Annotated in this window: 11 protein-coding genes; 6 read left to right on the top strand and 5 right to left on the bottom strand. The window is 66.4% G+C overall.

What is annotated here, in order from left to right:
- Positions 1-15: 15 nt before the first annotated feature.
- The 3 genes from proP to N7573_RS01750 form a co-directional block, all read right to left on the bottom strand.
- Complete coding sequence (gene proP / locus N7573_RS01760) at positions 16-1,503, bottom strand: glycine betaine/L-proline transporter ProP (protein ID WP_125893628.1); 1,488 nt, start codon at positions 1,501-1,503, stop codon at positions 16-18.
- Between the two features lie 263 nt (positions 1,504-1,766).
- The gene (locus tag N7573_RS01755) at positions 1,767-1,895 is read right to left on the bottom strand and encodes a hypothetical protein (protein ID WP_256200907.1); all 129 of its coding nucleotides are present in this window, start codon (positions 1,893-1,895) and stop codon (positions 1,767-1,769) included.
- An 85-nt stretch (positions 1,896-1,980) separates the two neighbouring features.
- Positions 1,981-2,208: a hypothetical protein gene (locus N7573_RS01750; RefSeq protein ID WP_049462507.1), complete on the bottom strand. Its 228-nt coding sequence runs from the start codon at positions 2,206-2,208 to the stop codon at positions 1,981-1,983.
- A 162-nt stretch (positions 2,209-2,370) separates the two neighbouring features.
- Here N7573_RS01750 and N7573_RS01745 point away from each other — a divergent pair, with 162 nt between their 5' ends.
- The 3 genes from N7573_RS01745 (at position 2,371) to N7573_RS01735 (ending at position 5,564) form a co-directional block, all read left to right on the top strand.
- On the top strand, positions 2,371-2,787 hold the full coding sequence (locus tag N7573_RS01745) for a host attachment family protein (RefSeq protein ID WP_019337746.1): 417 nt from the start codon (positions 2,371-2,373) through the stop codon (positions 2,785-2,787).
- Positions 2,788-2,792: 5 nt separating this feature from the next.
- Complete coding sequence (locus tag N7573_RS01740) at positions 2,793-3,116, top strand: thioredoxin family protein (protein WP_182266178.1); 324 nt, start codon at positions 2,793-2,795, stop codon at positions 3,114-3,116.
- A gap of 102 nt (positions 3,117-3,218) precedes the next feature.
- On the top strand, positions 3,219-5,564 hold the full coding sequence (locus N7573_RS01735) for a GH92 family glycosyl hydrolase (RefSeq protein WP_279913357.1): 2,346 nt from the start codon (positions 3,219-3,221) through the stop codon (positions 5,562-5,564).
- 537 nt (positions 5,565-6,101) lie between these two features.
- Here the strand turns inward: N7573_RS01735 and N7573_RS01730 are convergent.
- Together N7573_RS01730 and N7573_RS01725 are read right to left on the bottom strand one after the other, a co-directional pair.
- Positions 6,102-7,481, bottom strand: coding sequence for a sensor histidine kinase (locus N7573_RS01730; RefSeq protein WP_279913358.1), 1,380 nt, complete (start codon positions 7,479-7,481; stop codon positions 6,102-6,104).
- Entirely contained in the window at positions 7,474-8,148 is a 675-nt protein-coding gene (locus tag N7573_RS01725; RefSeq protein WP_005413615.1) for a response regulator, read from the bottom strand. Before N7573_RS01725 ends, N7573_RS01730 begins: the two co-directional genes overlap by 8 nt.
- Before the next feature lie 62 nt (positions 8,149-8,210).
- Between N7573_RS01725 and N7573_RS01720 the strand changes: the two genes are divergently transcribed.
- From N7573_RS01720 to N7573_RS01710, 3 genes are read left to right on the top strand one after another with little or no spacing between them, the layout of a single operon-like run.
- Positions 8,211-9,458 carry a TolC family protein gene (locus tag N7573_RS01720; RefSeq protein WP_279913359.1) on the top strand — a complete coding sequence of 416 codons (1,248 nt, stop codon included), beginning with the start codon at positions 8,211-8,213 and terminating at the stop codon, positions 9,456-9,458.
- Positions 9,455-10,627, top strand: coding sequence for an efflux RND transporter periplasmic adaptor subunit (locus tag N7573_RS01715; protein ID WP_279913360.1), 1,173 nt, complete (start codon positions 9,455-9,457; stop codon positions 10,625-10,627). Before N7573_RS01720 ends, N7573_RS01715 begins: the two co-directional genes overlap by 4 nt.
- Entirely contained in the window at positions 10,624-13,701 is a 3,078-nt protein-coding gene (locus N7573_RS01710; protein WP_279913361.1) for a CusA/CzcA family heavy metal efflux RND transporter, read from the top strand. Before N7573_RS01715 ends, N7573_RS01710 begins: the two co-directional genes overlap by 4 nt.
- Positions 13,702-13,736 lie beyond the last annotated feature (35 nt).

Here is a 13,736-nt window from a genome sequence, read left to right as displayed (position 1 = left end):
ATTTCGCGGCGAGCCTCAGGCCGGTTTCACCTGCTCGGGCTCTGCAACGTCTGGCAGCGGCGGCAGGCTCGGGTCCACCGTGACCGGCACATCGCTCTTCAACAGCGCCGCAGCTTCCCTGTCGCTGCCGACGGCCGGCGGTGAACCACGCAACGGCAGGCCGGCGGTTTCCTTCACGAACAGCATCGTGATCAGGCCGACCACCGCCGCGCCCATCAGGTAGTAGGCCGGCACCAGCGGGTCGCCGGTACGTTCCACCAGCCATGCAGTAACCAGCGGCGTGGTGCCACCGAACAGCGATACCGAGACGTTGAAGGCGATCGACAGCGCGCTGTAGCGCACTGGGGTATAGAACAGGGCCGGCAGCGTGGACGGCATCGAGCTGGTGAAGCACACCAGCGCCAGGCCCAGCAGCATCAGGCCAAGGAAGATCATCCAGTCGTTGCCGCTGCCGACCAGCAGCAGGCACGGAATCGCCAGCACCAGCAGCGCGATGCAGGCGCCGATGATCATCGGGCGGCGGCCCAGCTTGTCACTGAACAACCCGCCGACAATGTTCAACGGCATCATCACCAGCATCACGATGATGATCAGCAGCAGGCCCTTGCTCTCGGCGTAGCCCATGGTGACGCTGAGGTAGCTGGGCATGTAGGTCAACAGCATGTAGTCGGTGACGTTGAACACCAGCACCAGGCCCATGCACACCAGCAGCTGGCGGCCGTGCACCTGGAACAGCGCGCCAAGCCCGGGCCGATCATGTTCGCGCTTCTCGGCTTCCTCGGCGAAGGCGCGGAATGCCGGGGTCTCTTCCAGCTTCATGCGCATGTACAGGCCGAGCAGGCCCAGCGGGCCGGCCACCAGGAATGGAATGCGCCAGCCCCAGTCCAGCATCTGCTCGCTGCTCAACAGCATGTGCAGTGCGGTTACGGTACCGGCACCGGCTATATAGCCGCCCAGCGTACCGAACTCCAGCCAGCTGCCCATCAGGCCGCGGTTGCGGTCGGTGGAATACTCGGCGATGAAGGTGGCCGCACCGCCATACTCGCCGCCGGTGGAAAAGCCCTGCACCACACGCGCCAGCAGCAACAGCACCGGTGCCCAGATGCCGATCCGCTCGTAGGAAGGAATCAGGCCGATCGCAAAGGTACCCAGCGCCATCAGGATCATGGTGAACGCCAGCACCTTCTGGCGCCCATAGCGGTCGCCGAGCGGGCCGAACACCAGGCCGCCGAGTGGACGCACCAGGAATGCCACGGTGAAGGTGGCGAAGGCCGCGATCACCTGTGCGGTGGGATTGCTCGACGGGAAGAACACCTGGCCGATGGTGACGGCCAGATAGCCGTAGACACCGAAGTCGAACCACTCCATGGCATTGCCGAGTGCAGCGGCACCGACGGCGCGCTTGAGCATGGGCTTGTCGACGACGGTGATCTCATCGACCTTCAGGTGGCGGCGGCGTTTGAACCAGCCGAAGTGGGCATGGGAATCGGGCGTGTCCTGCATAGGGGCTCCCTTGTAGGTATGAAGTAGGGGAATGGGTGCTGTGGTGTGTCCCGGAAATCGGAAACGGCGATGCAGGCGCAAGTGGCGCAGGGGCATCGGAAGGCGGCGTGGGGGCCGGGGAATGTGTGCAGGCGCAACGCCACGCGCACGGCAAAGCACCGCCGCAAGGGCGGAAACGCGGCAACGGGATCACAACGGCCGCGCAGTTGGCAGCCGCGTGTCACATCAGCGTGTGGGGATGGCAGGCCGTGGGCCTGCGGGCGTCATCCGCCGGGATCCAGCGCGAGGCGATGGAAATGCAGGGCGGGAGCAATCGTGGCAAGCGAAGCGCCGGTCGGCAGTGCTTCCCACGTAACAGGTGCGCCCGTCACGTAGTGGGTCGTGTCGATCATCCGTTCATCATAACGGCACCGGCGTGAGCGTGCAGCGAAGCGGGCTGATCTGCACGCTGTGTTCCACGTCGCCTGTTCAGAAGGCTCAGGCTGACTTCGCCAGCAAACCGAACACCGTGCAGGCCATCGCCAAGGCGCCCGGCAGTGCCAGTTTCCGCGTGACCAGTGCGGCGCCGATCATCGTGAGCACCGAGAGCATGATGGCCAGGGCGAAGAACGGTTGGCCCTGCAGGAACTGGTGGATGCAGCCAGCGCAGCCGGCAATTGCCAGGCTGGTGGCGAAGCAGACGTGGAACAGTGAGCCAGCGTGCACAGAGGTTCCTCGCGATGATGGAGGCCATAGCGGCAGGCCTCCCGGTAAATTTAGGGCGGATTCCAGATTGCGATGACGGAATCACATCCTGTACGCGCTCTGGTGACATAGGCGTGCATAAGGTGGAGCGCACACCCACTTTTCAAATTGATGGAGGATGCAATGGCGCGGACGATTCCCGAAGGAACGCTGATCGTGGTAGCCGACGGTGGTTCGGCACGGGTGTTTACCAACGTGGGCAGCAACCATCAGTTGACCCTGAAACAGGAGGGCGAGCTGCGCCTGCAGGACATCAGTGAGCAGGGCGTGTCCGGGCAGGGGCCTGCGGGTGCCGTGCCGAAGGACATGTCGGTCTCGCAGCTCAACGAGGCGACGTTCGCCAAGCAGGTGGCCGAACAGCTCAATGAGGATGCCTTGAAGAACCGCTATGCGCACCTGGTGTTGATCGCCGACCCGACCACGCTGGGTCGCATCCGTCCGCTGCTGCATAAAGAGGTCCAGGCGCGATTGCTCGGGGATATTGCCAAGGATCTGACCAACGCGCCGCTGGAAGACATCCAGAAGGCACTGGCGGCGTAGCGCTCATGCCGTTCATGCGTGATCACCTTCCGAACGAGCCCACCTCTGCGGGGGTGGCGGCGCAGGCTGGGTGGCAGGTGCTGGAGTTCGGTGCGCCCTGGTGCGGTCATTGCCAGGCCGCGCAGCCCGCGTTGCAGGCCTTCGTCGAAGCGAACGATCTGCCGCATTGGAAGATCGAGGATGGCAAGGGAAGGCCATTGGGGCGAGCGTTCAAGGTGAAGCTGTGGCCGACAGTGGTGCTGCTGCGCGATGGAGAAGAGGTCGCGCGGGTGGTGAGGCCGCTGCACAGCGCGGACCTCATGTCGTTGCAGAACGCGCTTCCCGGTTGACGATTGAACCCGGCGTGGGACACCGGGCAGTCGCACTGCAGCATGCGGCGTGACAGGCCCGGTGCTAGCATCCGGCTACCACCTGAATCGATCCAAACGCCGATGCCCACGCTGGACCGTCGTCTCCTGATCGCTGTCGCCGCCACGGCAATGCTCGCTTCCGGCCTGGCGTCGGCCGCTCCCGCCAAAACCGCCGCCGACAAGGCCTACGCCTCGGTCGACCCGTTCATTGGTACTGGAGGTGAAGGCCACACCTACCCGGGTGCCACGGTGCCGTTCGGTATGGTCCAGCTCAGCCCGGACACACGCATCCAGCCACGCGAAAAGGCCTATGGCTGGGCAGCCGGCTATCGCTACGACGACAGCAGCATCGTCGGCTTCTCGCACACGCATTTTTCCGGCACCGGTCATTCGGACCTCGGCGACATCCTGCTGATGCCGTTCACCGGCACTCCCGGCCTGGAGCGCGGTGATCCGGAGAAGCCGCGCAGCGGCTATGCATCGCGCTTCCGCCACGCGGACGAGAAGGCCGAGCCGGGCTACTACGCAGTCACCCTGGATGACTACAAGGTGCGCGCGGAGCTGACCACCAGTGCGCGCGTGGGCGTGCACCGCTATGCCTTCCCCAAGGGCACCGATGCCAAGGTGCTGCTGGACATGCGCACCAGCATGTACGACTACCCGGGCAAGGTGCTGTGGTCGCGGGTGCGGGTGCGCGCCGATGGCACGGTGACCGGCTTCCGCGAAACCCGTGGTTGGGCGCCGGGCCGCCAGCTGTATTTCGCGATGCGTTTCTCGCGGCCGCTTTCCGGGCATGAGCTGCACAACACCGAGCAGGACATTGTCTACAAGGGCTTCCCGCCGCCGGGCGAGAAGGATCCGGCGCAGCGCGCACAGATCGAGGGGCGCCAGCTGGTCGGCACCTTCGCCTTCGGCAAGCTGGACGCACCGCTGGTGGTCAAGGTGGCGATCTCGCCTGTCAGCGAAGCCGGTGCCATCGCAAACCTCGACGCGGAAGTGGCCGGCTTCGATTTCGACCGCGTTCGCGCTCAGGCAAAGCAGGAATGGACGCAGGCGCTGTCGGTGCTCGATATCGATGCGCCGGAACATGCGCGACGCAGCGCCTATACCGCGCTGTACCACACGATGCTGGGGCCGACGTTGTTCATGGATGCCGATGGCCAGTACCGCGGTTCGGATAACGCGGTGCACCAGGCCAAGGGCTACACCAACTACTCCACGTTCTCGCTGTGGGATACCTACCGTGCGCTGCATCCGCTGCTGACGCTGGTGCAGCCGGAGAAGCGCAACAGCGACTTCGTCAATTCGATGCTGGCCCACCATGAGCACAGCCCGTACGGCATGCTGCCGGTGTGGTCATTCCATGGCCTGGAAGACTGGTGCATGATCGGCTACCACGCCGTGCCGGTGATCGCCGACGCCTACGTAAAGGGCATCCGCGGCTTCGACGCCGACAAGGCACTGAAGGCGATGGTCGAGACCGCCAACTACGGGCCCTACGACGGCATCGCGCAGTACCGCGAGCTGGGCTATGTGCCGATCGACGAGGAAGGCGAAGCGGCCAGCAAGACACTGGAGTACGCCTTCGACGACTGGACCATCGCGCGCATGGCACAGGCGATGGGCAAGACCGATGTTGCGGCCACCTTCGACAAGCGCGCCGGCAACTGGCGCAACGCCTTCGACAAAGACACCGGCTTCATGCGCGCACGCAAGCGCGATGGCAGCTTCCGCACGCCATTCGACCCCAGCGCCAGTGGATACGGCACCGACTACACCGAGGGCAATGCCTGGCAGTACTCCTGGTACGTGCCGCAGGATGTGGCCGGTCTGGCGGCAGCGCACGGTGGCAGTGACAAGCTGCTCGCGCGCCTGGACGAGGTGTTCAACGCCAAGGTCGACCCGTCCATCTTCGAGCACATGGAAGACATCACCGGGCTGATCGGCTGGTATGCGCACGGCAACGAGCCCAGCCACCACGTCGCCTACCTGTATTCGTATGCCGGCCAGCCGTGGCGCACGCAGGCGCGCCTGAAGCAGATCATGGATACCCAGTACGCCGACCGCCCCGATGGCCTGGCCGGCAACGATGACGTCGGCCAGATGTCGGCGTGGTATGTGTTCACCGCGCTGGGCTTCTACCCGGTGGCGCCGGGCTCGGGGGAGTACATCCTGGGTCGCCCGTTCCTGCCGAAGACCGCGATGCGACTGCCGAACGGCAAGACCTTCACCATCGTGGCCGATGGGCTGGATGACAGGCACACCTATGTGGGCAGCGTGATCCTCAACGGCAAGCCGCTACAGCGCACCTTCCTGCGCCACGACGAGATCCTGGCCGGTGGCGAGCTGCGCTTCAGCATGCAGGCCGAGCCGAACAGGGACTGGCCGGGGCAGGGCGCGCAGGCGCCTTATTCGATGAGCCGATGATGATGGGTAGGTGCCAACCAAGGTTGGCATCTACCGGGGTCCGCCGGCTGGGGTGCTTTTGGTAGGTGCCAACCTTGGTTGGCATGCAGGACGTCAACAGCGCCCACCAAGGTGGGCATCTACCGGGATCCGCCGGCTGGGTGCTTTTGGTAGGTGCCAACCTTGGTTGGCACACGGGACGTCAACAGCGCCAACCAAGGTTGGCATCTACCGGGATCCGCCGGCCGAGGTGCCTTTGGTAGGTGCCAACCTCGGTTGGCACGCGGGAGGTCAACGGCGCCCACCAAGGTGGGCATCTACCGGGATCCGCCGGCTGGGGTGCTTTTGGTAGGTGCCAACCTTGGTTGGCATGCAGGACATCAACGGCGCCAACCAAGGTTGGCATCTACCGGGGCCCGCCGGCTGGGGTGCTTTTGGTAGGTGCCAACCTTGGTTGGCATGCAGAACATCAACGGCGCCAACCAAGGTTGGCTTCTACCGGGATCCGCCGGCCGAGGTGCCTTTGGTAGGTGCCAACCTTGGTTGGCACGCAGGACGTCAGCGGGATCGAAACCGCATCCCCACCCGCGCGCCACCGATCGGGGCGGTATCGATCACCAGCGCCGCATCATGCCGCTGCGCGATCTCGGCCACGATCGCCAGTCCCAGCCCACAGCCATCGCCTTCACTGCTGGCCCGGTAGAAGCGTTCCGTGACGCGCGCGCGCTCGGCCTCGGCAATGCCGGTGCCGTCATCGTCCACCCACACCTGCACGCCCTCGGCATCCTGCTGTAGTCCCAGGGTGATCACGCCTGGCACGGCACCGTAGCGCAGCGCGTTGTCCAGCAGGTTGCCTAACGCCTCGCGCAGCAGCTGCGGATCGCCCTGTACCTGCACGCCGTCGTCGGGCCCGTCATAACCCAGGTCCACGCCTGCAGCCAATGCGCGGTCCGCATAGCGCTCCACCACGCTACGCGCCAACGCGGCCAGGTCCACTGGCTGCAGCGGCAGTGCGCTGCCATGTGGATCTTCGGAGCGGCTGAGCATCAGCAGCTGGTTGACCAGATGCTGCAAGCGGGCCAACCCGGCCAGCGTGCCGGACAACGCCAGCTGCTGGCCCTGCGGATCATGCTGGCGCAATGAGCTCTCCAGCTCCACCTGCATGGCCGCCAACGGTGTGCGCAGTTGATGTGCGGCGTTGCTGACGAAGCGCCGCTGCGCATCCTGCATCGCGTCCAGGCGCTGCAGCAGCGCGTTGTACGCCTCCACCGCCGGCCACAGTTCGCGCGGGGCTTCCTGCGCCGGATCCAGCGGTGCCAATGGATCCGGCCGCGGGCTGGCCAGCTTCCGCGCGACCAGGTTGGCATGGCGGGCGGCGGCGCCGGTGCCGGACCAGGCCAGCCACGCCGCCAGTGCCAGGATCGCGGCCTGGAACGGAACGCTGGTCAGCAGCAGCTTGCGTTCCAACCGGTGACGCTTGCGCAGCGTCTCGGCCACGCGCAGCCGGATGCCATGGCCCGGCCCGGCGCTGACCACCACTTCGACCATGCGCACCGGCTGACCACGCAGGCGCGCATCGTAGTAGACCGCATCGTCATTCGCGGCGGCGCTCGCCGGACGCGGCAATGCCTCGGGCAGATCGCCATACAGGCGCCCTCCTGCGGCGTCGACCACCTCGCCATGCACTTCGTCGGCGGTGTCCCAGGTGAACATGCGTGATACCGCCGGGGTGATCTCGATGGATGCGCGGCCGTCCTGCACCGTCACCAGCTCGGACAACGACATCGCCGAATCCAGCAGCCAGCGGTCGTAGACCTGGCCGGCATAGAAGCGCGCCAACGCGAATGAACCCACCGCACTGCACAGCAGCAGCACCAGCAGCGGCAGCCACAGGCGCCGCAGCAGCAGGCCGCGCAGGCTGTGCACGCGCTCAGTCACCCACGGCCTCCAGCCGGTAGCCGAGGCCGCGCAGCATGCGGATGCCGACGCCGGCGCGGGCCTGCTCCAGCTTGCGGCGCAGGCGGCTGACATGCACCTCGATCACCGACAGGTTGGCCTCGTGGTCCCAGCTGTACAACGCATCGAACAACCGCTGCTTGGTCACGGTGCGGCCAGGGTGCTGCATCAACGCTTCGACCAGCGACAGCTCGCGTGCGGTCAGCTCGATGCGCTGGCCTTCCACCTGCACTTCGTTGCGGATGCTGTCGAAGCACAGCCGGCCCAATCGCTTTTGTGCCGGTGCGTCACTGCGGCGGCGCGACAACGCACGCAGGCGCGCTTCCAGCTCGCCCAGCGCGAATGGTTTTGCCAGGTAGTCATCACCACCGCGGTCGAGACCGAGGATGCGGTCCTCCACGCCATCGCGTGCAGTGAGAATCAGCACCGGCAGGGTGGCGCCATCGTTGCGCAGGCGCGAGAGCAGGTCGAGGCCATCCACGTCCGGCAAGGAAAGGTCCAGCACCATCACGTCATAGGGTGCACTGGCCAGCGCCGCAGGTGCGTGCAGTCCGCGCGAGAGGTGGTCGCACAGATGGCCGGCACCCTGCAGGGCGCGGATCAGTCCATCGGCCAGGGCGGCATCGTCTTCGATCAGCAGGATTCGCATTGCAAGCTTCGTGCAAGGTTGGGGCAAGTTTGGCGCAAGTGCATCACCTTACCTTGACGCACATGAATTTCTCCTCTCGTCTTGCGGCCGTGCTTGCCGCCCTATTGTGCGCGCCTGCGGCTTCGGCGCTGTCCCTTGCAGAGGCGCAGCGTGCAATGGAAGCGCACAACCCGGACCTGCGCGCGGCGGCACTGCAGCTGCGAGGGGTGCAGGGTGATGCGCAGACAGCGGCGCTGCGGCCGGCAACCGAACTGTCGATCGGTACCAGCAAGATCAGCGCCAAGCATGGCATCGGCCCTGGGCGCTGGCAGGACAAGCGAGTGGACAGCACCGTGGGCCTGGGCTGGACCTGGGAGCGCGGCGGCAAGCGTGCATTGCGCATCCGCCAGGCCGACGCGCTGCTGGAAGTGGCTGGGCTGGAGATGCTCGATACCCGTCGTCGACAACAGGTGGCACTGCATGAAGCCTATTTCGGCCTGAAGGGCGCACAAGAGCGGGTGCAGATTGCCGACGCCAACCGGCAGAGTTCGGCCGAGCAGATGGCGGCGGCGGATAAGCAGGTTGCGACAGGGGCGATGGCACCGGTGGATCGCGCGCGCCTGGCGGTGGACGACCTGGCTGTGGCGGATGCGGCGCGCGAGGCAGCACTGGATCTGCGTGACGCGCGGCATGCGCTGGGCCTGCTGCTTGGACGCGACGACAGCCAGGACCTCAGCGCCGATGATCCGTGGCCGGCTGCCAGCAGCGTGCCCAGCGTGCGTGTCTCCGACGCGCAGCAGCGCGTGGATCTTCGCGCTGCACGCTCGCGCCTGGCGGCCGCCGATGCCGGCGTGGCCCTGGCGCGCAGCGAGCGCCATCGCGATATCCAGCTGGGCGTGGAGGCCGAACGAGAGCCGACCGACATCAGCGGTGTTACCTGGGGCGTGTCGTTGACCATTCCGCTGGGGGGGCCGTCGCGCGCGCGCGGCGCGATCCGGCGTGCCGAGGCCGACCGTGACAGCGCCGCGCTGGAGCTGCAGGTGCTGCAGCGCGAAGCACGCGCCGAGCTGGACCAGCTGCAGGCCAGCGCGCAGTCCGCCGCACAGCGCCGCAGCGACTATGAGGGACTGCAGTCCGACGCCGCACGCAAGGCGGTGCAGGGCATTGAACTGGCGTACCGGCGCGGTGCCGCCAATCTGACCGATCTGCTGGATGCACGCCGCAGCTGGCGCGACTTCGAGGCCGCACTGATCGAGGCGCGCACCGACCATGCCATTGCACTGGCGCGCTGGGAAGCCGCCACATCCTTTGCCGAAGGAGAATCCCGATGAAGTCCACCGTCGCCTATCGCCCGCAGGCGCGATACGCCGTGCTGCCCGTCTTGCTGGCGCTGATCCTGCTGGGCGGCTGTGGTCGAGAGCCAGCTTCCTATCTTGAGGACGCACCTCGGGTCAGTGCCGGCCAGATTCAGTTTCCTTCCGACAGCCGCCAGCTGGACGTGCTGCGCAGCGAGACAGTGAGTGCCGGCGCCAGCGCCAGCCTACAGCTGCCGGGCCGGGTGGTCTGGGATGATACGCGCTCCACCGCACTGCACACGCCGCTGTCGGGGCAGGTAGCGCGCATCGAGGCACAGCCGGGGCAGAAGGTGAAAGCCGGCCAGGTCATCGCCTGGATCACCTCGCCTGAGTTCGGCCAGGCTCAGGCTGAAGGTGCCCGTGGTCGCGCCGAGCTGAAGCAGGCACGCAAGGAACTGGACCGTACCCGCGAACTGCATGCGGCGGGAGTGGCCTCGGGCCGTGAGCTGGATGAAGCCGAGGCGAACTTCGCTGGTAGCCAGGCTGATCATGCACGCGCGGCCGCCTTCGCCAAGGCCTATGGCAACGGCCAGCGCGTCGACCAGCGCCTGCCGCTGCGCGCGCCCATCGATGGCGTGCTGGTGGAGCGGCGGATGAGCCCGGGCATGTCGGTCAGCCCGGACAGTGAACAGCCGTTGGCAGTGATCGGCGATCCGGACCGCCTGTGGCTGTTGCTGGACATCCCCGAAAGCCTCGCCGGACGCTTGAAGGCGGGCATGCAGGTGAGCGTGCCCGGCGCCGATGGACAGTCACTGCAGGCGACCCTGCAGCACGTGGATGACTTCGTCGACAGCGAACGCCGCGTGGTGCAGGCGCGCGCCGAGCTGGACAATCGCGCACGCGGCTTCAAGGCGGGACAGTATGTGCGCGCCCAGGTGGCGTTGCCGGCCGAGGGCGGTGTCTCGTTGCCCGATGCGGCGGTGCTGCTGATCGACGGCACGCAGGTGGTGTTCGTGGAAGAGGGCAAAGGCCGCTACGTGCGCCACGCCGTGCACGCCGAGGAGCTGGGTGACGGTCGACTGTGGGTGCGTGACGGTCTAGCGGCTGGCAGCAGGGTGGTGGTCGAAGGGGGCCTGCTGCTGCAGCAGCTGGTCGACAGCGCGCCAGCGGCCGCCAGCACCGGCGCGGGGCATGCCGCCCCATGATCGATCGCCTGATTGCCTATTGCCTGCGCCAGCCGCTGATGGTGATGCTGGCACTGCTGATGTTCATCGGCGGCGGTATCGCCGCGTTCCGCGTGCTGCCGGTGGAGGCCTTCCCGGATGTATCCGACACCCAGGTGACGGTGGTGTCGCTGCACCCGGGCCGCGCCGCCGAAGAGGTGGAGCGCGAAGTGACGATGCCGCTGGAAGTGGCCTTGTCCGGCATTCCGCATTCGGTGCGGGTGTTCTCGCATACCCAGTTCGGCTTGTCGATGATCATCCTGACCTTCGACGACAAGGCCGACGACTATTTCGCGCGGCAGCAGGTGCTTGAACGCCTGCAGGGCGTAGAGCTGCCGGAAGGGGTGACCCCGGAGCTGGAGGCGATGAGTTCGGCGGTGGGCGAGATCTACCGTTACGTGCTCAAGGGCCCGCACATGACGCCGACCCAGCTGCGCACCGTGCAGGAATGGACGATGGAGCGCAGCCTGCGCACCGTGCCGGGCGTGGCCGATGTGATCAGCTTCGGCGGATTCGCGCGCACCTTCCAGGTCAAACCGGACCTGGACAAGCTGCGTGATCGCGGCATCAGCCTCGGTGAATTCGCCGAGGCGCTGGAGAAGGGCAGCTCCAATGCCGGCGGCGGCTACGTGGAGCGTGGCCAGCAGCAGTTCCTGATCCGCGGCGTGGGCCTGATGCGTTCGCCGGGTGACATCGGCAACGTGGTGGTGGCGCAGCGCGGCGGTACGCCGATCCTGGTGCGCGACCTGGCCGGCATCGCCGATACCGGCCTGCCACGGCAGGGCCTGGTCGGCCAGGACGACAATGACGATGCGGTGTTCGGCATGGTGCTGATGCGCAAGGGCGAGAATCCGTCCGACGTGCTCGACGCCCTGCATGCGCGCATCGCCGAGATCGAAGCGAACCAGCTGCCGGCCGGCGTCAGCATCGAGCCGTTCTACGACCGCTCCTGGCTGGTGTCGACCACCTTGAAGACCGTCTTCCGCAACCTGCTGGAAGGTGCGGTGCTGGTGTTCCTGGTGCTGTGGCTGTTCCTGTACAACGCCCGCGCCGCGCTGATCGTGGCGGCGATGATGCCGCTGGCGCTGTTGTCGACCTTCCTTGGCCTGCACCTGTGGGGCGTGCCGGCCAATCTGCTGTCCTTGGGTGCGATGGACTTCGGCATCATCATCGATGGCGCAGTGATCGTCACCGAGCACATCGTCTCGCGATTGTCGAAGCTGCCACCTACGGCCGACCGGAAGACGCGGTTCTCGACCATTCTTTCGGCTGCTTCGGAAGTGGGTCGCCCGACCTTTTTCTCGATGCTGATCATCATCGCCGCGCACATTCCGATCTTCACCCTGCAGCGCCAGGAAGGCCGCATGTTCGCGCCGATGGCGTACTCGGTGACCTCGGCCCTGATCGGTGCGTTGATCCTGGCGCTGACCGTAGTACCGCTGTTCTGCTACTGGTGGCTGCGGCGCGACCGCATGCGCGACGGCAACCCGCTGATGGACCGCCTGACCGGCTGGTACCGGCCGATCCTGGAGCGCGCACTGGCCCGGCCACGTGCGGTGGTGCTGACCGCAGTGGCGTTGCTGGTGGGTACGTTGGCACTGGGCACCCGCCTGGGCTCGGAGTTCCTGCCCGAGCTGGACGAAGGATCGATCTGGCTGACCGCCACACTCGACCCCAGCACCAGCCTGGCCGAAGCACAGCAGCAGTCGCGGCGCATCCGTGAGCTGGTCGGCACCTTCCCGCAGGTGTCGACGGTGGTGGCCAAGCTGGGGCGCCCGGAAGACGGCTCCGATGCCAAGGGCGCCAACCAGATCGAGGCGCTGGTGGCGTTGAAGCCGGAGAAGGAATGGCCGAAGGGCGTGGACAAGCGGCAGCTGGTGAGCGACCTGCAGCGCACGCTGGAGCAACGCATTCCGGGGCCGGAGTTCTCGATCTCGCAGCCCGTGCGCGACAACATCCTGGAGAGCATTTCGCAGATCAAAGGCCAGGTGGTGATCAAGGTCAGTGGCTCGGATCTGGACGTACTGAACCGGCAGGCGCAGGCGATCCTGGGCCAGGTGCGTGGGGTGGAGGGCGTGGAGAGTGCCTTCATCGACCGCGATGGCTCCCTGCCGCAGCTGCAGATCGATATCGATCGCGACCGCGCAGCACGCTATGGCCTGAACGTGCGCGACATCGACGAAGTGATCGAGACCGCACTGGGCGGGCGCCAGGTCGGCGAGCTGTGGGAGGGCGACCGCAGGTTCCCGATCACGTTGCGCCTGGACGATGCCGATCGTGACCTGCAGCGGCTGCGTACGGTGCCGGTGGGCATCGGCGATGGCCACACGGTGACGTTGTCCGACGTGGCCGACTTCCGCATGGCCAGCGGCGCGATCAATATCTCGCGCGAGAACGCACAGCGGGTCAAGGCGGTCAGCATCTTCATCGCTGGTCGTGACATGGGCAGCGTGGTGGCCGACATGCGCAAACGCGTGGATGCCAGCCTGCAGCTGCCGGAAGGCTACCGGCTGGAGTGGTCCGGCGAGTTCGAGAACCAGCAGCGTGCGATGAAGCGGCTGGGCTGGGTGATTCCGCTGTCGGTGCTGCTCATCTTCGTACTGCTGTTCGATGCCTTCAAGGACATCAGCAGCGCGGCGCTGATCCTGGCCAACGTACCGCTGGCGATGATCGGCGGTATCCTGGCGTTGTGGTTGACCGGCATTCCACTGTCAGTGTCGGCGGCGATCGGCTTCATTGCGTTGTTCGGACAAGCGGTGCTGAACGGGGTAGTGATGCTCAGTCGCTTCGCTCAGCTGCGCGAGCAGGGCATGGACCTGCTGCAGTCGGTGGTGCAGGGCTCGCTGCAGCGCCTGCGCACGGTGCTGATGACCGCACTGCTGGCGATGTTCGGCCTGCTGCCGATGGCGACCTCGCATGCGATCGGTGCCGAGACCCAGAAGCCGCTGGCTGTGGTGGTGATCGGTGGCCTGCTGTCGGCGATGCTGCTGACCCTGCTGGTACTGCCGACGCTCTACTACTGGGTGCACCGACGCCGCGAGGCGCGGACGGGCTGATCGGCACCGTAGATCCACGCCATGCGTGGATGCGA

This window comes from Stenotrophomonas sp. GD04054, assembly GCF_029836955.1.
Taxonomy (GTDB): domain Bacteria; phylum Pseudomonadota; class Gammaproteobacteria; order Xanthomonadales; family Xanthomonadaceae; genus Stenotrophomonas; species Stenotrophomonas maltophilia_A.
This window is presented reverse-complemented; position numbering and strand designations above follow the sequence as displayed.

Coding starts and splice junctions, on each gene's coding strand:
- proP (WP_125893628.1), bottom strand. CDS start 1,503: ATGCAGGACACGCCCGATTCCCATGCCCACTTCGGCTGGTTCAAACGC.
- N7573_RS01755 (WP_256200907.1), bottom strand. CDS start 1,895: ATGATCGACACGACCCACTACGTGACGGGCGCACCTGTTACGTGGGAA.
- N7573_RS01745 (WP_019337746.1), top strand. CDS start 2,371: ATGGCGCGGACGATTCCCGAAGGAACGCTGATCGTGGTAGCCGACGGT.
- N7573_RS01740 (WP_182266178.1), top strand. CDS start 2,793: ATGCCGTTCATGCGTGATCACCTTCCGAACGAGCCCACCTCTGCGGGG.
- N7573_RS01735 (WP_279913357.1), top strand. CDS start 3,219: ATGCCCACGCTGGACCGTCGTCTCCTGATCGCTGTCGCCGCCACGGCA.
- N7573_RS01725 (WP_005413615.1), bottom strand. CDS start 8,148: ATGCGAATCCTGCTGATCGAAGACGATGCCGCCCTGGCCGATGGACTG.
- N7573_RS01720 (WP_279913359.1), top strand. CDS start 8,211: ATGAATTTCTCCTCTCGTCTTGCGGCCGTGCTTGCCGCCCTATTGTGC.
- N7573_RS01715 (WP_279913360.1), top strand. CDS start 9,455: ATGAAGTCCACCGTCGCCTATCGCCCGCAGGCGCGATACGCCGTGCTG.
- N7573_RS01710 (WP_279913361.1), top strand. CDS start 10,624: ATGATCGATCGCCTGATTGCCTATTGCCTGCGCCAGCCGCTGATGGTG.